Genomic DNA, 22,416 nt, shown 5'->3' with positions numbered 1-22,416 from the left:
TAGAAGAAGGGAATTCGATTGGTATGAAATTTACAGAATTAACAGTTGAAGAATATGACCAATTTGTTCAAAATCCCACATTGGAAAGTCATTACTTTCAAATGAAAGAAAGTATTAAGACAAGAGAAGACGATGGTTTCCAGGTTGTATTACTCGGGGTTAAAGATGAAGCAAATCGCGTCATCGCTGCGAGTCTATTTTCTAAGATTCCTACAATTGGAAGTTATGTTTATTACTCAAATCGCGGTCCAGTCATGGATTATAGTGATTTAGGTCTTGTTGATTACTATCTAAAGGGACTTGATAAGTATCTAAAGCAACATCAATGTCTTTATGTAAAGATTGACCCTTACTGGATGTACAATCTTTATGATAAGGATATTAATCCGTTTCCTGATTTTGAAAAGAACGATAAGTTAGTGAATTTATTTAAGTCACATGGTTATACGCACCACGGGTTTACGACGCAATATGACAATTCAAGTCAGGTAAGATGGATGGGTGTATTAAACCTAAAAGGTGAAACACCACAATCACTTAAGAAGCAATTTGATAGTCAGCGTAAACGTAATATCAACAAAGCTAAGAATTATGGTGTTAAGATTCGTATGCTAGACGAAGATGAAATCGACATCTTCCTTGATTTGTATCGTGAAACAGAAGCGCGTACAGGTTTTACGTCTAAGACCGATGAGTATTTCAAGAACTTTATTCACAATTACGGCGATAAAGTGTTAATGCCACTAGCGTACATTGATCTAAGTGAGTATATCGAGAATCTTCAGAAGTCATTAACTGAACAAGAGTCTAAGCGTGATCAAATGATGGCGAAAGAAAATAAATCTGATAAACAACTTAAGAAGATTGCTGAATTAGACAAGCAAATTAGTCATGCTCAGAAAGAACTTCTTGCAGCTAGCGAGCTGCGTCAAACAGACGGCGATGTATTAAACTTAGCAAGTGGTGTCTTCTTTACGAATGCTTACGAAGTGAACTACTTCTCAGGTGGTTCATCTGCTAAATACAATAATTACATGGGCCCTTATATGATGCATTGGCACATGATTAATTATTGTTTCGAGCACGGCTATGAACGCTATAATTTCTATGGTTTATCAGGTGACTTCACTGAGGATAGCGAAGATTATGGTGTTTACCGCTTTAAACGTGGCTTTAATGTTCAAATTGAAGAGTTAATTGGTGATTTCTACAAGCCAATTAAACCGATTAAATACTGGATTTATAACAAATACCAAGCTGTTCGCAGTAAGATTGGTAAATAATAATAGTGTATCGAAACTAGGGTGGTGTCATCGCCCTAGTTTTTTGATTTGATTTGACTTTTTTAAAAGCCACGTCGGTATACGTTGGAGTTTGAAGGTAAATTGACTTTTAGGACTAGAGTTGAGTTGTAAGCGCAGTTGTGGAAGCTAAAGGTGACAAACGGTATATGAGCACATAAAAATGGACTTGAATCACACGTGTCGCACGACGTGAAACTCAAGTCCTAAAAGATTTTCTAGGAAGTATAATCATGATGTATCAATCTTTAATTATATTTTACCACGTTTTAAAATATTGGCAATATAAATTTAAAATAATTTATTAGAACGTTTTACTTATAGGGCTTTTATTAAAAAAGCGGCGCTCGGTCCTTAAGTTAACATAGCCCATAATGTTTGAAATGTATGATTTTCAAGGAGAATGTAAATACCAAGCCCGATGTAAATTATCGCCATGATCCACCGACTATATGTCTCAATCATTTCACCTATACCACTAATCTGGTTAATCTTTTCAGCAACCTTCACCATGATGTAAATGAGTATGATGAAGATGACCAAGGTTACGGCAAGCTCTATGAAGTTCAGTGAAATAAAGTAAGGAATGAATAACCCTAAATTATCGGCGCCACAGCTTGCGATTGTAATTAAAGCAACGGTTTTAGCAAGCTTTGAAAGCCCATATTTATCAAGTTTCTCCATAGCTTCTTCTTCATCTTCGTCGCCAAAGATTGCCACTTTAATGCCGAGGTAAATAGGAATTAAACCCAGTAAACCTAATAGCCACTTTTCAGGTACGAAATGCAGTACATATGCGAAGAATAAACTTATAGTAATTAGCGTCAGTGAACCTATATACTGGCCAATATAGATTTGCCTACGGTGTTGTTTTGTTTGCGCCTTTGAAAAGTAAATGATCAAAAGTACGAGCAAATCTACCGCCGTAGCAATATATAATATCGTTGAAGTTAAGATTGTTAATAACATCGAATGCTCCTAAATTATGATTTTAGGTAAGTATAACATATGTGGATGAAGTAACTATAATTATGTTATGTAAACTAGTGGATATTTGTACTTGTTTAGTTCAAAAAACCTTTAAGGGATTGCTGACGCTGAGAGACGGTTTCTCGTGCACTGAGAGATGTTTAACTTGGATAATCATCCGTCGATGCAAATTACAGCATGTTAGTCATTAATGGTAGCAATGACGCATAATATCGTTAGTAAAATCGTAATCATTGGTTGCTTAATAGCTGACATTAGACAAAGAATTCCTAGTGCGTAATTTATGACTAATCTAAATAATAGTAATAAGCTGTTGTGTTAAATTACCAATGATATCTACGTAAAACAAAATCTCATATGAAAAATAATGATTTGTTATAACGTTAAGGTCATGGTTTAAGACATTAGATTAAATTAAATGATTAGTGGTTAAGGTCACGTAACAAACCAAAACATATATAACTTCATGATTATATAGCGATTAAAACGTATTAAAGATGCTAAGAAATTAAATGTACAAAAATAGCAACAATATAGGCGTATAAAGCGAGGTACCTAAGATTTACTATCTTTTAGTTTACATAATATATATTATAGGAAGTAATGGGTGTAACTAAAAGAACACCCCTACGGATGTTCTAAATTATTTTTATAGTAGTTTATATGTGAAACTAAAAATTATTCCACTTTATGAGGTTCTTCACCATCTCTTGGCAAACCTGTTTCAGGATCTAATTGATCGTTAGAATAATAAGCGTCAGGTGTATTTTCAAGCATACCAGCATCAGTACCACGCTGAGATGTATCCATTTGAGAACGTAATTGATTTATACGTTGTTGCAAATCATTATATTCTTTGTTTGTAACGCCACGTTGAACGTAATTCATTTGTTCGCCATCTGTTAAGGCATTGTATTCGTCAACTGATTGGTTATATTCTTCAGCAGTATAAGGATACTGGGACGATTCTTCAACCTTTTTAATAGTATCTGGATTGCCATAAGTTCTTTCATAGTACTTTAAAGCTTCTAAAATGAGTTGTGCATCCTTACCTTGATAAGTACCATTTTCAATCGCGTACTTTTTTTGCATTTCACCTGAACTCAAACCTGTTCCAGTATTGTAACGCCATTCCTGGCCTTCATGTTTGATATAAGGATTACTTTGACTATTTGATGAGTTATCAACTTGCTTAGGTTCTTCATTAGTAGCTTGTTCATTTGATGCCTTAGAATCTTCCTCAGTTTTCTTATCATTCTCACTTTGTTTATCTTGGGATTTCTTGTCTTTAGTTGATTTGTTACTTTCAGTTTTCTTTTCATTTGACTTAGTATCTTTATGTTCTTCATTACCGCAAGCACTAAGGATTAGTGAGCTTACTAATAAAAGTGTTATAGCTTTTTTCATTAACATATCACCTTTTTAGAATATTTTTATTTCATTATACAACAATATTAAAAAGATTAAAGATATGGATAGGCTTAAAATGTATATTTTTGAAAACAAAAAAACCTCAAGTCATTAACGACATGCGTTAACGCTTGAGGTTTAACGTAAATGCTATGTATAAACATTAACAACGTAATTTATACATAGTAATGTTAAGCTGCATTTACTAAATCAAAATCAGTATTAGTTGCTAACTTTGTCTTTTGCTTTTTTAGCTGCGTCTTTACCTTTTTTGATTTTGTCTTTGTTTTGATCGTATTTCTTTTTACCTTTCTTAGCTGCGTCTTTACCTTTTTTAATTTTATCTTTTGTACTTGATTTTTTCTCAGTTTTTGGTTTTTCTTCTTTTTTCTTACCAGTGTCATTACCGCAAGCACCTAAGATTAATGCTAAACTTGTCATACCTGCTGCTAATGCTTTTAATTTCATTTCAAATTCACTCCTTATCTTGTGATAGTACCTTAATACCACATCTTTGCTTAATTATGCATTTTTCATTAAAATTTTTAAATTCTTTTAGTTATTATTTACGAATGTTTGATAATTTGTAAAATGTACATTTGAAACCATTTATTTAGTTTATCATTTCATCAAGCTATATTTTTGAATTACTAAAGCATGCAATTTCTATGCAATTCCTATCCATAATTAAACGCGTTAATCTAATTCATAAGTTGTGACAGTTCCTGTTAATTCATGTGCTACCATAAGCATTGGTTTACCGTTCGGGCTATCTTTCTTATCGATAAATGTGATGCCTTCTGGTGAAATGTCTTTATTTTCCTTGTTATAAATGTATTGAACGTATTTAGGGTGTTTTGGATTTGAAATATCGTAAACCATAACGCCTCCAGTACGCTCTAAACCTACGAAAGCATACGTTTTACCGTTCACTTCGCCTACCTCTACAGACTCAGCTTCAGGACCTTTGTTATCACTACGTTTGTCTGCTTCAAATTCCTCTTTAGACTCATATTCAGCGTTAAAACGATCTGGCGCATGTTTCTTCGTTTGCTTTTCTAAATCGTCACCACTATCAAAAATCTGAGATAAATTTGTATCATAAACAGAGAATGAACGTCCACCGTATGTTACGAATGCTTCATGCTTATCGCCATCTTTAAATGGATGTGACTTCGTGACTTTTAAGCGACCTAAAGAATCCTCATCAAAGATTTTATGGTCTGCCATGTTATCTAGTTTCTTCTGACCATAACCGTCATAATGCTTGGCTTTTAAATGAGTTTGATCTTTAAGATCCTCAACGCGCGTCTCTTCGCTATAGCCTTCATAATCTTGAGCGTCACCTTCGTTCGCTGTTAAGACGTAAGTTTTACCATCCTTCTGGTACGTTGCGATGCCATCAGGTTGGTACATACCTAAAACAGGTTGATGTTTTAATTGGTGCTTATCGTCTTTATCTGACGCATCTAAACGATTACGCTTAGATGAATAGTCTTTGTAACCCATTGATTTCACGTCTACAATTTCGTTTGATTGGATATCGACTTTTGCTAGAGCATTCGATTCTTGTAACGTTACATATGCAAATTGATTATTGTCATCTACTGAGATGAATTCTGGCTCAGCATTTAAGTAATCGTCCTCTTTATTAGGACCAACTTGCCTTAAGTCCTCAGGTAAATTATCCTTTGTGAAAGGCAACGTATGAACGTCGTCTTGAGAAATAGATTCAGGTTTCTTCTCAGTGTCGATTACTGAAACGCTACCTTCAGGATTCGTTTTGTAGTCATCAGATGGTTCACCTTCGTTCGCAACCATTAATTTTTTACCGTCTTTCGAGAACGTCACCATATCAGGTAAACTACCTACTTCTAAATCTTTAATATGTTCGCCCTCTTTATTGAAAAGCACGACATGACCTTTATCTGTTTTATCCTTAGCAGGCGCACTTACCGCGATATATTCGCCACTAGGATGAACGGCTACGCTTGTTAAATCGCTAGCTTCGATACCAAACTCAGATAACTTAATTCGTTTAACTAAGTCAATATTACCTTCTTTTTGATTTTTCACATCAATGATATCAAGTGACAACTCATGGCCATTGATTGAGTACGCATAACCATTGTGCTTATTGTATTTAACAATTTCTGCGCCTCCTTCACCAAAAGCCGCGCCACTATCGTAACGCCCTGTTTCTTCGACTGAAATTTCTTTATGACTATGTTCACTTTTACCTTTAGCTGACACCTCGTCAGTAGTATGGATACCTGTAAGTAATAAAGATAATGTGGCTGTGGCACCTAGTAACTTTTTCCAATTCTTCATATACATAACCCCTTTTTAAAACTCAATTAAATGCATGATACCAATTAATTATTAAGGTTGTGTTAAACAAGAATAAAAAAACTACAAATTTCTAATATATTGTGTGTCTACTTTTCGTTCTAACTAAAAAGCCTTGGACATTATTTTGTCCAAGGCTCATCTATTTTCTCATCTTCTGTTTCGTATTTAGCGAGCTCTTTGCGTAGTTTCTTTTCGCGTCTCTTTCTTCTATAATCCTTGGTAAAGAACCAAATTAGAAAGCTTAGTACTAAGCTAAAGATACCCATAAACGCTGCGTAACCTAGTAAAGGTTCGAACGTAATATCATAGAAATTTGGAATGACAAATGCGAGTAAACCTAATACGAGGAACGATATGACTGCACTTACAATCCACTTTTTTAAAGCGATAATACAAAATAGGTTTAAAACTATAACTGATAAAGCTGAAATCCATAAATAGTTAGGTAATTCAAAAATAGCCATATGATGTTTACTCCTTTATTATGCTTTTATTTAATTTTACATGATTTAAACGCTAATTAAAATAAGATTTAAGCGAATATTGGTGTTTTACGTTATACTTAGTTTAATAGTATTTTAGAGGAGTGAATGTAATGACCAATCAACTACCAACTAGACAAGAAGTCACAACTGAAGAAACTTGGGATTTAACAGACCTATTCCCTTCTGACAAAGCCTTTTATGAAACGTTAGACGACACGTTAAAAGCCACAGAGAAGTTCCATGACACTTATAAAAACCGATTAACAGATAAAGAAACCATTATTGAAGCTTTAAAAGAATATAGCAACTTACTTATTCAATATGAAAGATTAGCCAATTATTCTGGTATTCAATTAAGCGTAGATACTGCTAATCCGGAATATCAAAAAGTAGAAGCTAAATTCGTAAGTGTAAGTGGTAAAATGGCACGAAACTTGACATTCGTGCAATCTGAACTTCTAGAGCTTGATGAGGATTTACTTAATGAACTTATTGAAACCTCTGAATATCCGTATTATTTAACGAAACTTAAAGCACTAAAGCCGTACCAACTTGATCCTAATGTTGAAGAGGCACTAGCAAGTTTTTCACCTATTTTCTATGCGCCGATGAATTTATACGGTACGACTAAGATGTTAGATTTACAATTTGGTGACTTTGAGGTCGATGGTAAAACGTATCCAATGGACTATGTGACCTTTGAAAATGAGTATGAAGATCACCCTGACACAAACTTTAGACGTAAAAGTTTCGAGCATTTCTCTGATGCATTAAGAAAGTATCAACATACGACAGCAGAAACTTATAATCTCCACGTTCAACGTGAAAAGATTGAAGCTGATCTAAGAGGCTATGATTCAGTTATCGACTTCTTATTACAAAGTCATGATGTGACACGTGACATGTACGACTGTCAAATCGATATCATCATGGAGGAATTGGCGCCAATTATGCGTAAATATGCGCAGGTTATCAAGCGTACCAACCAACTTGATCAAATTCGATTTGAGGATATAAAGATTTCTGTCGATCCCACATATGAACCGGATATCTCCATTGAAACCTCTAAGAAATATATGTATGGTGCGTTAGAAGTTTTAGGTAAGGATTATTTAAATATGGTGAAACGTGCATATGATGAGCGCTGGATTGACTTCCCTAAGAATAAAAATAAGGATACTGGCGCATATTGTGCGAGTCCTTATGCATCTCACAGTTATATCTTTATCTCATGGTCAGGAAAAATGACAGAAGCATTCGTGCTCGTTCATGAATTAGGCCATGCAGGTCACTTTACATTAACGCATGATAATCAAAATTATCTTGAATCAGAACCATCTATGTACTTTGTCGAAGCACCATCTACGATGAACGAAATGTTGATGGCACAATATCTTTTCAAGAATAGTAACAATGCGAAGTTTAAACGTTGGGTGATAGGTTCAATCATTTCAAGAACGTACTATCATAATATGGTAACGCACTTATTAGAAGCTTGTTATCAACGTGAGGTATACCGCCGTGTTGATGAAGGTGAAGTTATCAACGCACCTGTATTAAATGAAATTAAGCGTAATGTGATTGAACGCTTCTGGGGAGACGAAATATTGATAACTGAAGGTGCTGAGTTAACTTGGATGCGTCAGCCACACTATTACATGGGCTTATATCCATATACGTATTCAGCAGGTTTAACGATTGGTACTGTAATGGCGAAACGTATTCAGAACGAAGGCCAAGTTGCGGTAGATGATTGGATTAAGACCTTGAAAGCTGGAGGCAGTATGTCGCCTATCGATTTAGCTCACTTAGCAGGCATCGATATCACCACTGAAAAGCCACTTAAAGAAACAATTGCTTATATTGGTGAATTAGTGGATGAACTTGAAGCATTAACAGACGAAATTGAAGCGCACGCGTAGCATAAATAAGAGCGAGACTAGGATATATTTACAATTCCCTTAAACAGCATGCTTTCCTGGGGCGTGGCCGGAGCCTGTAGTCTTCTAAAGTCCAACTCGTATTTTTAATACGGTAGTTGGACTTACAAAGAAGCTCAGGCTTCTTTGATCATAATAAAGAGCCCCGGCTTGCATAGCTTGTTAATTTGCTACGCAAATTTCTTTGCCGGGGCCCCGCCCTCTGAGTCAGCTGTTTGGAGAATTGTAATAGAATAAAGCAATTATGCCAATTCCTTAATTCATCCTAGCCTCGCTTATTTTTTAGCTATATTCGTATCAAATGCTTTTCAAAATGGCTTAACTCAAGACATTGGAATGATGCGGCTTGGTTGGTTACCTTCGTATTTACTTAAGTCGGCATCCTTTAGATAGTTCATAAACACTTTATCCATTGCGTCACCTTCTTCAATGTTGCGACCAAACATTGAATATCCTTGACCACCACGACCAATGTAATCATGCATTGCGACATGGTATGTTTTATCATTATCAAGTGGCTCAAACTTACCAGTTTCTTTATTCTTAACTTTAATTTCTGTGACACGGGAACCTTTAGGCTGATTGATATCGTATTTCACACTAATTGAATCAGAAGCTTGTAAGAAGCCACCATAGAATTTAAGTTGTGATTCGCCGTTAACGTTGACAACTTCTTGAGCTAAACTATGTTCAAATGCTGCTTTAACTTCGTGCCCTTTTACATCAGTTTGTACTGCGCTTGTCACACCGTATGGAATAGCGTTCATGACGTCGTTAATAGTTATTGAACCTTTTGGAATATCCTTTTCAAGTGCACTACTATTTGAAACTGCAAAATCTGTTGGCTCATCGAACTCATATGTTTCTATAGCATCTGTAAACACATTACCTAGAGATGTTTCTTTAGACACGTCGTTATCTAGCGGTGATTGGTAAGTCACTGGATTGTCTTGACGAATCACTTCGGAAGTTTCCTTCTTAAAGGTATGATATAAATCTTTAACGACTTTCTTTAACTTTGAATCAGGCTTAACATGTTTTGTTTCACCCTCTGAGATAAGTGATGGTTGGATGTCAGAGAATTTACCGTCTTTAAGATTAAAGTCGATTTGACCAATGTTTCTTAAATAACGACCCGTTTGCCCCATCGCATTACCTTTATAAGTACGTCCTTCTTTTAATACAGTGTGCGAATGCGCATCGACCACGACAACTGGTTTATGAATTGCTGGGTTATCTGTTAATCGCTTTAATAGTGTATCGCCACGATATGCTGCTTTCTTATTTTTATCGCCTAAGTGTGACAGTACGACGATAACATCTGATTGATCTTGAATTTTTAAAGCTTCATTTGTAGCACTTTGAATCGGATCTTTAAACTCGACACCTTTCATACTTGATATGCGCGTGATGCGACCAGTGTCTGGAGTATTAACTCCGATAATCCCATAGTTCGTGTCGTTTCTTTTCACAAATGTTGAAGATTTAAATGGACGCTCGCCATCTTTATACATATTCGCGCTTAATATAGGTGCCTTCACTTGGTTTTTGAGTTTCATGAGTTGGTCATAACCAAAATCTAACTCATGATTACCTACCGCTATCGCGTCGTAATCAAGTTCGTTGATGACTTTTGCCATCGCTTCACCTTTAGAGTGATCTGAAGCAGGATATCCTTGGAAAATATCACCGGCATCCACGAATAAATCAGGATTCGTTTCATCTTTAATGGTCTTTAACTTAGGCGCTCCGATAAATTCGCCCTTTTCTTCTAAGTAATGCCCATGAATATCATTTGTATGTAAAATTGTGTGTTCATGTGAAGAGGATTTCGTGTTAGAGGTTTTAGAAGTGGCTTGATTCAGCACAAAAGGAATAGATAATAATGCGAGACAGAGTGTGATACTTAACAATATTTTAGAAGATAACGATTTCATAAAAACCCTCCCTATGATAGTAACCAAGTTCATTCTATCAATGGGAAATTTAGTAAATATATTGATTCAGTTAAAAAGTTGTAAATCTAATTTATAATAAATGCATGAATTGGGGAATGTGGTGGTCTTGAGACTTGATTAAGTTTCAACCATCAAGTTTCAAGGGCTCTGAGACGTGATGACAGTTTCGCCATCAAGTTTCAAGGGCTCTGAGACGTGATTATGGTTTCCTCATCAAGTTTCAAGGGTTCTGAGACGTGATGACGGTTTCCCCATCAAGTTTCTACCTTCCCCACCTACCACTGAATGATGCTTGACCACATAAAAAGCCCCGAACTACAACAGATTTATTATCCATTGTAGGTCGAGGACTTAAATCAACATTACTTAGGATCGTCTACACGAGACCAACCTTTTTTCGTTAACGTAATTTTACCTGTTTCGATATTAATGATTTTGTGCTTGTATAAATGACCGATTGCACGTTTGAACGCGCCTTTACTCATATTAAAAACTTCCTTGATGGCTTCAGGACTTGATTTATCCCAAAATGGTAATTCTCCGTCATATTCAACAAGTAAGTCGAAAATGAGTTGTCCGTCATCATCTAGGCGCTCATGCGCAAGTGGTAAAAATGAACCGTTAAGCTCACCTTTTTCATTGTAACCAATAATACGTGTTTCCATTAATTGGCCAAGTCTTGGTTCTTCTTTACGTTCTGACTCATGCACAAATATCTTATGACCGTCTTTAGATAATAAGAAAGTGCCGACACGTAATAAGCGGTACGGACGCGCTTCGATTACCGCATTTTGTAATGAATCATCATGAATTGGTGTATACATCTCTTGAACAATTGTTTCTGTAGCTAGGCGTGCGAATAATTGACCATCGCGTTCTACACGCAATGTACACAACAATTGATCGCCTTTTTCCGGCCAAAGGTCTTTTAACTTAGGTAAATCCACCCAAGGAATTAACACCTCACGCGGCAGGCCAACGTCCATATGTGCCCCATCGCGGTCAGTTTTAATTACCGTAATATAGCCATGACGGTCTCTTGTTATATCAGGCATGTTTTGAGTTGCGAATAATTCTCCTGAACGGTTCGGATAAACAAAGAAACTATATTCTTCGCCGACTTCTAGATCGTCCTCTTCATTCACTTCTGATTGATTCATTTTAATCGTTTCGTTATTAGGTCCTTTAAGTTGGTAAGTTGAGCCGTTTAACCCGACTACCTCTAAAAAGGTTATCGTACCAATGATTTCATTTTGATCCATAGATTTAATTATCTCCTTGTACAGATTAACTTTGTTCATTATAACATGGCGTGTTTACCATAGCACGAAAAGGTTTGCGACGAACAAAGATTTCGTGAACTTCTAAGTCCCTACCTTATCGAAAGTCACTATGATTTGTGGTATAATGCATGCGTTAGAATAAAGTTATAAAGGAGAAAATACATGTTACAAGTTACTGATGTTAGTTTACGTTTTGGTGATCGTAAATTATTTGAAGATGTCAATATTAAATTCACACCCGGCAACTGTTATGGTCTCATTGGTGCTAATGGTGCTGGTAAATCGACTTTCCTTAAAATTCTTTCTGGTGAACTTGATTCACAAACTGGTCATGTTTCATTAGGAAAAGACGAGCGTCTTGCTATTTTAAAACAGGACCACTTCGCTTATGAAGAAGAACGTGTGATTGATGTGGTTATTAAAGGTCACGAACGTTTATTTAACGTAATGAAAGAAAAAGACGAAATTTATATGAAACCTGATTTCAGTGATGAAGATGGTATTCGCGCTGCTGAACTTGAAGGCGAATTCGCTGAAATGAATGGTTGGAACGCTGAAGCAGATGCAGCTACCCTATTATCTGGTTTAGGCATCGAAGCTAACCTACATGATAAAACAATGTCAGAACTTGAAAATAACCAAAAAATCAAAGTATTACTTGCGCAAAGTTTATTCGGTGATCCTGATGTGCTTTTACTGGATGAGCCTACAAACGGTCTTGATATTAAAGCCATCGCGTGGTTAGAAGATTTCTTAATCAACTTTGAAAACACGGTTATCGTTGTATCTCACGATAGACATTTCTTAAACAACGTTTGTACACACATTGCCGACTTAGACTTCGGTAAAATTAAAATCTACGTGGGTAACTATGATTTCTGGTATCAATCAAGTCAACTTGCTCAAAAAATGGCGCAAGAACAAAATAAAAAGAAAGAAGAAAAAATTAAAGAACTTCAAGACTTTATCGCACGTTTCTCTGCGAACGCTTCTAAATCTAAACAAGCTACAAGTCGTAAGAAACAATTAGATAAAATCGAACTAGATGACATTCAACCATCTTCAAGACGTTATCCTTATGTTAAATTTACGCCGGAACGTGAAATTGGTAATGATCTTTTATTTGTTGAAAACGTTTCTAAAACAGTAGATGGCGAAAAAGTATTAGATAACATTTCATTCACGATGAACCCTAATGATAAAGCTGTATTATACGGCGATAGTGAAATTGCTAAAACAACATTACTTAAGATTTTAGCTGGTGAAATGGAACCTGACGAAGGTACAGTTAAATGGGGTGTAACAACTTCTCAAAGTTACTTCCCTAAAGACAACTCTGAGTACTTCGATGGTGTTGAAATGAACTTAGTAGATTGGTTACGTCAATATGCACCTGAAGATGAGCAAACTGAAACATTCTTACGTGGCTTCTTAGGTCGTATGTTATTCAGCGGTGAAGAAGTTAAGAAGAAAGCTGACGTGCTTTCAGGGGGCGAAAAAGTACGTTGTATGTTAAGTAAGATGATGTTATCAAGCGCTAACGTGCTATTACTTGATGAACCAACAAACCACTTAGACCTTGAAAGTATTACATCTGTCAACGAAGGTCTTAAGAACTTCAAAGGTTCTATCATCTTCACGTCACACGACTTTGAATTCATTAATACAATCGCGAACCGCGTCATTGATCTAAATAAACCAGGCGCTGTTTCAAAAGAACTTTCATACGAAGATTATCTTAAAGAAGAAGGCGTATTACAAAGCTTATAAGCTATATGAATGAGGTACCGCATGTTTGAGATGCGGTACCTTTTTTGTCGATTATAGAAAATGACATAAGATAAAAATTTTAAGCTAACTGTTCACCAAATTACTAAAGCCACACCCTACTCTATGGGCGTGGCTTTTCACTCATCGTACTAAGTTTTGTTGTAATAGAAATGCATGACGTGCTTCATGATAATTTTTGGTCGCTTGTGAATTTAAATCACTCATGTAGCTATGCGTCTTCTTACCATACTTAAATGACGGGACGTAGATATCCGATGGTACGCCATGTTCCTGTAGTTTGTTGTAGAAGTCCGTTGCTTGGTCTTTAAACGAACCTGCATTGCCGTCTGTAATAAAGACTGGCGGGAAGTTTGAATCCACATATCGGATTAAATCGAGTTTCGGATTATACTTTCGTATCACTGATTTATAGTAATAGGCACGCGCCCCTCTACCGAATAAGAAATTATTTAATATAATCGGCGCTTGGGTCTTGTTAGAACGATAAGGATCTAATAAAGGTACTTCAAGTAACAATGCTTTAATATTGTCTTTATTTAATACTGGTTTAATGCCGACTTGTTGTTGATACGTTTCGCTTACTTGAATGAGCGCAAATTCGACTGCGAGATTACCGCCTGCACTCGTTCCAGAAATGATAAATTCGTCTTTATTTAAATTAAACTTTTCAGCATTGGCTTTTAAAAATTCGACCAAGCGTGAAATTTGTTCAACTTGTTTCGGATGCTTGTACCATGGCGCAAAGGCATAATTCGTCGTAACCACGTTATAGCCATATTCCACCATCGCCTCGAATTTATATTTCATATACGCATCATCCGCATTAGTCGTTGGATCGCCTTCGATTTTATCCCCTACGACAAAGCCACCACCATGCATATAGATGAAAGTTGGGCGTGTTGCGTCACCTTCATCGTTTTTCGTGATGATGTCGCAAAAGCCACGAGGTAATTCTGTATCATATTGAACGTTATTAATAATTTTATATTTATCATCAATCACTTCTTCATAAGTTTTAGCCTTACGGTAGTTCGTAAATCCATCTTTAAGTTGAATAATTCGTGCTAGAATAGATTCCTTTTCCGCAAATTTGTAAAAACCTAAGACTGCAAAAGGTGCTGATACGAGTATAGATGCCGTAATTAAACGAGATGCTTTCATTGAGTAGACTCCTTTTTGTAGTTATGTATTTATTTAAGAATCTTTAATTATAAACGTTCTACCCCATTTAACTTTCTTATAACGTGAAAGTTTAATTTGAAACACTTTCTTAAAGTGTTAAATTTTTACTTTTTGAAAAGCCCTTTAGATATAATTTGGATTGTTTGAATTTTTTTCTAGAATTTAAGTATACTTTCTTCTATAAAGCTCAATGCGCAGTAGCTGACTGAATGCTTGATGCGCTTTTCAAGCTTCCAAGCAATCTAGTCAGCCTTGCGAGGGCTCGAAAACGAAGTCGGTTCCCGCCTTCTATCTCGCTCCCCATAAGAAACTCTAACGCATAAATGCGTAAGAGTTTCTAAATTTTCTGTCAAATGAGTTTACAGGACATGTGGGTTTATGTATAATGTAAACCATACCAATTGAATATGATATTGATGAGGCGCATCAATCATCAGTAATAGCCAGATGACCACCTGCTAGTGGCTGGTTATGAAAGGGTGAGATGCCGAAATAAATGATGTAGCAGATTTCATTTATTGGATTCTATGGTTAAGAGCTGAGAGTCTGTCATTATTTGAAAGATAATGGAGTGCATCACTTGTATATAGATATAACAAGTTCGGCGCACCCGAACTTGTTTTTTTATATTCTATTGTACTCTGTGTCGAATGTTTGTTTTAAAATATGAAATTGGTCTAAATTACAATTAAAAGTTTCAGAATTTTAAAATTTTTATATTTATTTTTAGGAGTGAATGTCAATGGCAAATTTAGCAGTAGTAGGCGCAACAGGATTAGTAGGAAGAAATGTTTTGGAAACGATTAAACGTAAAAACATTTCTTACGATTCACTTGTGCTTTTTTCATCAAAGCGATCAGCAGGACAAGAAGTTGAATTCGATGGTAAAACGTACACGGTTCAAGAACTTACTGAGGATAAGACTGATGGCAATTTTGACTATGTAATTATGAGTGCTGGTGGCGGCACAAGTAAAACATTCGCTCCATTATTCGAACAACATGGTGCAATTGTAATAGACAACTCGAGTCAATGGCGTATGACTGAAGATATCGATCTCATCGTACCTGAGGTTAACGCACCTAAGCTTGAACGTAAGATTATCGCAAACCCGAACTGTTCTACAATTCAATCAGTGGTACCACTGAAATTATTAGATGAAGCTTTCGGTTTAAATCGTGTTGCTTACACAACATATCAAGCGGTATCAGGTTCAGGTGTCAAAGGTAAACGCGATCTTGAGGAAGGTGCAAACGGTAAAGCTCCAGAAGCATACCCTCACCCTATCTACAACAACGTGTTACCTCATATCGATGTCTTTTTAGAAGATGGCTATACGAAAGAAGAAAAGAAAATGATTGATGAAACACGTAAAATTTTAAACTTACCTGACTTAAACGTAACGGCGACATGTGTACGTGTACCTGTTCAAGACAGTCATAGCGTGCATATCAACGTTACGTTAGACAAAGAAGCGACAGTTCAAGCTATCCAAGACGTATTTGACAAAGATGATCGTGTCGTTTTAGTCGATAATCCTGAGAATAACGAGTATCCTTTAGCTATCCACTCAACTGGTAAGGATGAGATTTTTGTCGGACGTATTCGCCAAGACCAATCACTTCCAAACACTTTCCACGTATGGTGTACGTCGGATAACTTATTAAAAGGTGCAGCATTAAACGCAGTTCAAATCTTAGAACAATTATTAAATTCGAAAGGAGCATAAATAAATATGGCACATATTTTTGAAGGTACAGGTGTCGCGATTACAACACCTTTTGTAAATGACGAGGTTAATTACGAGGCTTTAAAGAAACACGTTAACTTTTTAATTGAAAATAACGCGAAATCAATTGTTGTAAATGGTACTACAGCTGAGAACCCTACTTTAACAGACGATGAGAAGAGTCAAATCTTAAAGACAGTTGTTGAAGAAGCAAACGGACGCGTTCCTATTATCGCTGGTACAGGAACTAACAATACAGCGAAATCAGTTAAAGCATCTGTTGAAGCGCGTGAACTTGGCGCAGATGGTATCATGTTAATCACGCCTTACTACAACAAAACGAATCAACGTGGCTTAATTAAGCACTTTGAAACAATCGCGAATGAAGCAAAGTTACCAGTCATTTTATATAACGTACCATCAAGAACAAACCTATTTATTGATGTTGAAACGGTTGTTGAATTAAGCAAGAACGAATACATTGTAGGTATTAAAGACGCTACAGACGACATGGAATATGTTAAAGCGCTTAAAGACCAATTAAACATGGATGAGTTCGCTTTATATAGTGGTAATGATGGCAATGTTGTTGAATACATTGAACGCGGTGGTCATGGTATCATTTCTGTAATCGCTAATGTGATCCCTGGCGCTTATCAAAGACTTTTCGATGATGACAAAGCGAATCTTAATGATAATTTCAAGAACATTCAAACATTACTCAATGCACTTGAAGTTGACGTGAACCCTATCCCTATCAAAGTGTTAACTGCATATGAAGGCTTTGGAAACTATGAGTTACGTTTACCTCTTGTTCCAATGTTAGATGAAGACAAAGCAGAATTAGAAAAAGCATATGAAGCATATAAAAGAGGTGAATAATTCATGAAAATCGCATTAATCGGTTACGGTGCAATGAATAAACGTGTTGCAAGATTAGCGGAAGAAAGTGGTCATGAAGTTGTAGGTGTGATTGTGAAAAGTGATAAATCATATCCCTACCCTGTCTATCATTCAATTAAGGATGTTGAGGAGCTTGCGGATGTCGCTATCGACTTTTCAAATCCGGAACTATTACTTCCATTATTAAAAGAAGATTTCAAATTACCACTTGTTATCGCAACAACTGGTGAAAAGGAACAAATTATTGAACGCTTACAAGAGCTTGGTCAAGATATGCCCGTCTTCTTCAGCGCGAACATGAGTTATGGTATTCATGTCTTAACGAAGTTGTTAGAAGTGGCAGTTCCCCTACTCAATGATTATGATATTGAGTTAACTGAAGCGCATCATAATCAAAAGGTAGACGCCCCAAGTGGTACGCTTGTGAAACTATACGATGTCATCGAGTCGTTACGACAAGACGTTTATCAAGAACATAATCGTCATGAGAAAAATAGTAAGCGTACAAACAATGAGATTGGCGTTCACGCCCTTCGTGGTGGTACGATTGTGGGTGAACATGATGTACTCTTCGCAGGTATTGATGAAACAATCACCCTAACACATCGTGCGCAGTCTAAAGATATCTTCGCAAATGGTGCGATTCAAGCAGCATTGACACTAGTTGACAAGCCTAATGGCTATTACACATTTGATAATTTAAACAAAGGAGCGAATTAAGAGATGGTTAAAGATTTTACTGCAGAGGAAATTATCCAATATATTAGTGAGGCTAAGAAATCAACACCGTTAAAAGTATATATGAACGGTGAATTTAGTGAAGTCACATTCCCGGACACATTTAAAGTATTTGGTGCGGAACGTTCTAAAGTCGTATTCTGCGAAGCGGATGATTGGAAAGCGTTCTATGAGCAAAACGAAACAGTCATTGAAGAATTCGAAATTGAAATGGATCGCCGTAATTCTGCTATCCCTATGAAAGACTTAACAAATACAAACGCTCGTATCGAGCCAGGTGCTTTTATCCGTGAACATGCGACAATCGGTGACGGTGCTGTAGTCATGATGGGTGCTACGATTAACATTGGTGCTGTAGTTGGCGAAGGCACAATGATTGATATGAACGCGACATTAGGCGGACGCGCTACAACAGGTAAAAACGTGCACGTTGGTGCAGGCGCTGTATTAGCTGGCGTAATTGAACCACCTAGCGCATCACCAGTTGTTATCGAAGACGACGTATTAATCGGTGCGAACGCAGTTATTCTTGAAGGCGTACGCGTTGGTAAAGGTTCTATCGTTGCTGCAGGTGCAATCGTAACGCAAGATGTTCCAGAGAATTCAGTTGTAGCAGGTACTCCGGCTAAAGTAATTAAAAAAGCGACTGACGTTGAAGACTCTAAGCGTGAAATTGTTTCAGCATTAAGAAATTTAAATCAATAATATTCTTTCTAACTAAGCGAAGTCCGTGCTTTGGATATTCGCTTAGTTTTTTACCTAGTATGTTATGAAAGGTTTGAGTTTATGACAGATTTAGAATTTGTGACACACCACCGTCGTCACTTACATCAATATCCCGAGGTTAGTCTTCAAGAATTTGATACAACGGCTTATATCGTTAACTTTCTTGAAGAGTTAGAAATTCCTTATGAACGCCCTCTTCAAACAGGCGTAATCGGTCGCCTTGAAGGTAACAGTGACAAGACCATAGCGTTTCGAGCGGATATCGATGCACTACCGATTACTGAAGAGAATGACGTGTCTTACAAGAGTCAACATGAAGGTCGCATGCACGCTTGTGGTCACGACGGTCATACGACTGCCCTCATGCTATTTGTCACACGTTGTAAAGCGCTTTATGACAAGGGTGCGCTTCCTCACAATGTGATCTTCATTTTCCAACCTGCAGAAGAAAGTGGTGGCGGCGCTAACCTTCTCATTCAAGAAGGTGCCTTTTCAAAGGATGATATCAACGCAATCTTTGGCGTTCACGTCATGCCTTTTGAAGAAGAAGGCAAAGTTGTCGTTAAGGATCATGAACTTACCGCAAGTGCGACTGAGTATCGTTTCTTTTTAAAAGGTCTTTCAAGCCACGTTGCGAATAAAGAACAAGGGCGCGCAACAAGCGAAGCGTTGGCGCATGTGATTACGCAATTGACTCAAATTCAACACTTTCATTTAAATGGTTTAAAACGTAATATCGTCCATATCGGTCGCTTTAGCGCGGGTGAAGCGATCAATACCGTGCCAAGTAATGGTTACTTAGAAGGTACGATTCGTACATATGATATGGATGATCTCAGCATTATTCAGGAACAAATGAAGAAAATTTCTGAGAGCGTCAAAGCGTTATATGGTGTTTCTTGTGAATTAAAATTTGAGGTCGGTTACCCACCTACGATGAATGCGCCTGTATTAAAAGACCACGTATTACGTAGTTTAGAATTAAATCAACTTGAGCCTGTATTTAACGAAGAACCTTACCTCTTCGGTGAAGATTTCAGTTTCTATAATCAAATTGCGCCAAGTTACTTCGTGTTCTTTGGTACGCGCAATGTTGACAAGGACTTCGTGACAGGTTTACACACATCTACACTTAACTTTGATGAAAAGATATTAGTAGATGTGGCGAATTTTTATGAACAGTTACTAATGCATTTTAACGAGGAGTGAAACTATGACAGCCACATGGTCAGTTAACACGGCACAATTTCTTGATAACGCTAAAAATGTTGTTTCGAACAATTCAATCATGGCTGTTGTGAAGAATAACGCCTACCATTACGGTCTTGAGTTTTCAGTGAAACAATTTTTAAAGGCAGGCATTAACACGTTTAGCACAACGTCACTTAAAGAAGCGATTCGTGTCCGTAAACTTACAGACGATGCGACCATTTTTCTAATGAACCCTACGTTTGAATTCGATTTATTGCGTAAGTATCGCATTCAAATGACCCTTCCGTCGCTAGATTTCTACTATTATAATAAGAAGGAATTAGCGGGTGTGTCCGTTCATTTAGAATTTGAAAATTTGTTACATCGTTCAGGGTTACATAACTATAGTGAGATTCTTGAAGTACTTGAAGATCACGCGAATAACGACCAATCTCATAAAATGAATATCGTTGGACTATGGACACATTTCGGTTATGCAGATGAATTTGATGTACCAGAATATGAAACAGAAAAGCGCGATTGGTTAGAAATTGTAGACGCCCTTTTAAATCAAGGCTATACATTTGATTATATACACGCTCAAAACAGTGCAAGTTACTATCGTGAAGATGGTGTCTTCCCCCATCACACGCATGCGCGAATTGGTATAGCGTTATATGGTTCTCGTCCCTACAGCCAATTATCCCCTGCTTTAATCAAGCAATCGCTCACTGTTAGTGGTAAAGTGATACAAGTAAGAGATCTGAAGCAAGGTGATTATTGCGGATACAGTTTTACATACGAAGTTAAGGAAAATACGAAATTAGCTGTAGTCGATATTGGCTATGGTGATGGCATTCTAAAAGCGCGCGCAAAAGGCCAAGAAGCAATTATTAATGGCAAGCGTTATCCGATTCGTGGGCTTATGATGAGTCATATGTTTGTCGAAGTAGATGACACTGTCCATGCAGAAGATGACGTAATTTTATATAATAATGATATCAGAATTGATGAGTTCACTTTCAAAGGAGTTGGCGCTAACTCCGAACAATTAAGTGCAATGAATCATGATTCTTTAATAAAGGAGTATGTATAATGGTTGTTAATTATAATAAACGTGGCGAACTCGCGATGGGCGGTACAAGTTTACGTACTTTAGCTCAAAGCTTTGGTACCCCAACGATTGTTTATGATGAAGATCAAATTCGTGAACAAATGAGACGTTACCATAAGGCTTTTCAAGAAAGTGGCTTAAACTATTCCATTTCATATGCATCTAAGGCATTTACATGTATTCAAATGGTAAAACTTGTACAAGAAGAAAATCTTGAGTTAGACGTTGTGTCTGAGGGTGAATTGTACACAGCACTCGAAGCTGGCTTTGATCCAAAGCATATTCACTTTCACGGTAACAATAAGACGAAACATGAAATTCGTTATGCGCTCGAACAAGGTATTGGTTACTTTGTAGTCGATGCACTTGATGAGATCGCGTTAATCGACCGTTATGCGTCAGAACAAGTTGACGTATTAATTCGTGTCAATCCAGGCGTTGAGGCGCATACGCACGAGTTTATCCGTACTGGTCAGGAAGATAGCAAGTTTGGGCTTTCTCTTGCAAAAGGCCTTGCTAAAGAAGCGGTTGATCAAATTAACGCTTCTAAAAAATTAAATTTAAAAGGAATTCACTTCCATATCGGTTCTCAAATTGAAGAAACTGACGGTATGATTGAAACTGCTGAAATTGTTTTAAACTGGTTGAAGGAGAATGATATCAAAGTTGATATCTTGAATTTAGGTGGCGGTTTCAGTATCCGTTACGTTGACGGTGATACGTCATTCCCTATTGAATCAGGTATTAAGAAGATTACGGATAGCTTAAAGTCTGTGAGTGACTCTATTGGTTATCCACTACCTGAAATTGCGATAGAACCAGGACGTTCAATTGTAGGTGAAGCTGGGGTTACGTTATATGAAGTTGGCACGATTAAAGAAATTCCAGAAGTGAATAAATACGTATCAATTGATGGCGGTATGAGTGATCATATACGAACTGCGCTATATGATGCGAAATACGATGTGAAGCTTGTGAATCGTGATGATGAAGCGGATGAAACGGTTACGGTTGCCGGTAAGTTATGTGAATCGGGCGACATAATTGCGAAAGATGTTAAGCTACCATCAAGTGTAGCACGTGGTGATTACCTAGCTGTATTATCAACTGGTGCTTATCATTATTCTATGGCTTCAAATTATAACCAAATGCAGAAACCTTCTGTCTTCTTCTTAAAAGATGGTAAGGCGCGTGAAGTGATTAAACGCCAGTCTTTACGTCAATTAATTATTAACGATACGAAATAATTTAATAGAGTTTGATAGATTGTCTGAAGCGTCTATATCGTGATTAAGTTCACGGTATAGGCGCTTTTTGGATTAG

Annotated in this window: 18 protein-coding genes and 1 riboswitch; of the genes, 10 read left to right on the top strand and 8 right to left on the bottom strand. The window is 36.8% G+C overall.

What is annotated here, in order from left to right; all coding sequences use genetic code 11:
• Nucleotides 1–23: 23 nt before the first annotated feature.
• On the top strand, nt 24–1,283 hold the full coding sequence (locus ACF3N8_RS08675; protein ID WP_238101899.1) for an aminoacyltransferase: 1,260 nt from the start codon (nt 24–26) through the stop codon (nt 1,281–1,283).
• 372 nt (nt 1,284–1,655) lie between these two features.
• Here the strand turns inward: ACF3N8_RS08675 and ACF3N8_RS08670 are convergent, their stop codons facing one another.
• The 5 genes from ACF3N8_RS08670 to ACF3N8_RS08650 all read right to left on the bottom strand — a co-directional run bounded on the left by ACF3N8_RS08670 (nt 1,656) and on the right by ACF3N8_RS08650 (nt 6,517).
• The gene (locus ACF3N8_RS08670; RefSeq protein ID WP_009383994.1) at nt 1,656–2,270 is read right to left on the bottom strand and encodes a CadD family cadmium resistance transporter; all 615 of its coding nucleotides are present in this window, start codon (nt 2,268–2,270) and stop codon (nt 1,656–1,658) included.
• Between the two features lie 699 nt (nt 2,271–2,969).
• Complete coding sequence (locus tag ACF3N8_RS08665) at nt 2,970–3,698, bottom strand: hypothetical protein (protein WP_009383995.1); 729 nt, start codon at nt 3,696–3,698, stop codon at nt 2,970–2,972.
• Nucleotides 3,699–3,923: 225 nt separating this feature from the next.
• Entirely contained in the window at nt 3,924–4,169 is a 246-nt protein-coding gene (locus ACF3N8_RS08660; RefSeq protein ID WP_009383996.1) for a hypothetical protein, read from the bottom strand.
• A 228-nt stretch (nt 4,170–4,397) separates the two neighbouring features.
• Nucleotides 4,398–6,032: a choice-of-anchor I family protein gene (locus ACF3N8_RS08655; protein ID WP_238101898.1), complete on the bottom strand. Its 1,635-nt coding sequence runs from the start codon at nt 6,030–6,032 to the stop codon at nt 4,398–4,400.
• A gap of 140 nt (nt 6,033–6,172) precedes the next feature.
• On the bottom strand, nt 6,173–6,517 hold the full coding sequence (locus tag ACF3N8_RS08650; RefSeq protein ID WP_009383998.1) for a hypothetical protein: 345 nt from the start codon (nt 6,515–6,517) through the stop codon (nt 6,173–6,175).
• A gap of 131 nt (nt 6,518–6,648) precedes the next feature.
• Here ACF3N8_RS08650 and pepF point away from each other — a divergent pair, with 131 nt between their 5' ends.
• Complete coding sequence (gene pepF / locus ACF3N8_RS08645; protein ID WP_238101897.1) at nt 6,649–8,460, top strand: oligoendopeptidase F; 1,812 nt, start codon at nt 6,649–6,651, stop codon at nt 8,458–8,460.
• 341 nt (nt 8,461–8,801) lie between these two features.
• Here the strand turns inward: pepF and ACF3N8_RS08640 are convergent, their stop codons facing one another.
• Complete coding sequence (locus ACF3N8_RS08640) at nt 8,802–10,415, bottom strand: bifunctional UDP-sugar hydrolase/5'-nucleotidase (protein ID WP_238101896.1); 1,614 nt, start codon at nt 10,413–10,415, stop codon at nt 8,802–8,804.
• A 383-nt stretch (nt 10,416–10,798) separates the two neighbouring features.
• Nucleotides 10,799–11,698, bottom strand: a complete 900-nt coding sequence (locus ACF3N8_RS08635; protein WP_238100663.1) for a S1 RNA-binding domain-containing protein — start codon at nt 11,696–11,698, stop codon at nt 10,799–10,801.
• Nucleotides 11,699–11,881: 183 nt separating this feature from the next.
• On the opposite strand from ACF3N8_RS08635, the gene ACF3N8_RS08630 reads away from it, so the two are divergent.
• On the top strand, nt 11,882–13,489 hold the full coding sequence (locus ACF3N8_RS08630) for an ABC-F family ATP-binding cassette domain-containing protein (RefSeq protein ID WP_009384002.1): 1,608 nt from the start codon (nt 11,882–11,884) through the stop codon (nt 13,487–13,489).
• Between the two features lie 141 nt (nt 13,490–13,630).
• Here the strand turns inward: ACF3N8_RS08630 and ACF3N8_RS08625 are convergent, their stop codons facing one another.
• Nucleotides 13,631–14,671: an alpha/beta hydrolase gene (locus tag ACF3N8_RS08625; protein WP_009384003.1), complete on the bottom strand. Its 1,041-nt coding sequence runs from the start codon at nt 14,669–14,671 to the stop codon at nt 13,631–13,633.
• Nucleotides 14,672–15,100: 429 nt separating this feature from the next.
• Nucleotides 15,101–15,277, top strand: a riboswitch (Lysine riboswitch).
• A gap of 157 nt (nt 15,278–15,434) precedes the next feature.
• Between ACF3N8_RS08625 and ACF3N8_RS08620 the strand changes: the two genes are divergently transcribed.
• The 7 genes from ACF3N8_RS08620 (at nt 15,435) to lysA (ending at nt 22,340) form a co-directional block, all read left to right on the top strand.
• Nucleotides 15,435–16,421, top strand: a complete 987-nt coding sequence (locus ACF3N8_RS08620) for an aspartate-semialdehyde dehydrogenase (protein ID WP_009384004.1) — start codon at nt 15,435–15,437, stop codon at nt 16,419–16,421.
• Between the two features lie 6 nt (nt 16,422–16,427).
• Nucleotides 16,428–17,303, top strand: a complete 876-nt coding sequence (gene dapA / locus ACF3N8_RS08615; protein WP_009384005.1) for a 4-hydroxy-tetrahydrodipicolinate synthase — start codon at nt 16,428–16,430, stop codon at nt 17,301–17,303.
• Nucleotides 17,304–17,306: 3 nt separating this feature from the next.
• Nucleotides 17,307–18,044: a 4-hydroxy-tetrahydrodipicolinate reductase gene (dapB, locus tag ACF3N8_RS08610; protein WP_238100661.1), complete on the top strand. Its 738-nt coding sequence runs from the start codon at nt 17,307–17,309 to the stop codon at nt 18,042–18,044.
• Nucleotides 18,045–18,047: 3 nt separating this feature from the next.
• Nucleotides 18,048–18,767, top strand: coding sequence for a 2,3,4,5-tetrahydropyridine-2,6-dicarboxylate N-acetyltransferase (gene dapD / locus ACF3N8_RS08605; RefSeq protein WP_009384007.1), 720 nt, complete (start codon nt 18,048–18,050; stop codon nt 18,765–18,767).
• An 81-nt stretch (nt 18,768–18,848) separates the two neighbouring features.
• Nucleotides 18,849–19,997 (top strand): M20 family metallopeptidase, encoded by a 1,149-nt coding sequence (locus tag ACF3N8_RS08600; protein ID WP_009384008.1) that lies wholly within the window; start codon nt 18,849–18,851, stop codon nt 19,995–19,997.
• 4 nt (nt 19,998–20,001) lie between these two features.
• Nucleotides 20,002–21,075: an alanine racemase gene (locus tag ACF3N8_RS08595; protein ID WP_238100660.1), complete on the top strand. Its 1,074-nt coding sequence runs from the start codon at nt 20,002–20,004 to the stop codon at nt 21,073–21,075.
• Complete coding sequence (gene lysA, locus ACF3N8_RS08590) at nt 21,075–22,340, top strand: diaminopimelate decarboxylase (RefSeq protein WP_238100659.1); 1,266 nt, start codon at nt 21,075–21,077, stop codon at nt 22,338–22,340. Before ACF3N8_RS08595 ends, lysA begins: the two co-directional genes overlap by 1 nt.
• Nucleotides 22,341–22,416: the final 76 nt, after the last annotated feature.

Origin of the sequence: Staphylococcus massiliensis, from assembly GCF_043186315.1 — a bacterium.
Taxonomy (GTDB): domain Bacteria; phylum Bacillota; class Bacilli; order Staphylococcales; family Staphylococcaceae; genus Staphylococcus; species Staphylococcus massiliensis.
This window is presented reverse-complemented; position numbering and strand designations above follow the sequence as displayed.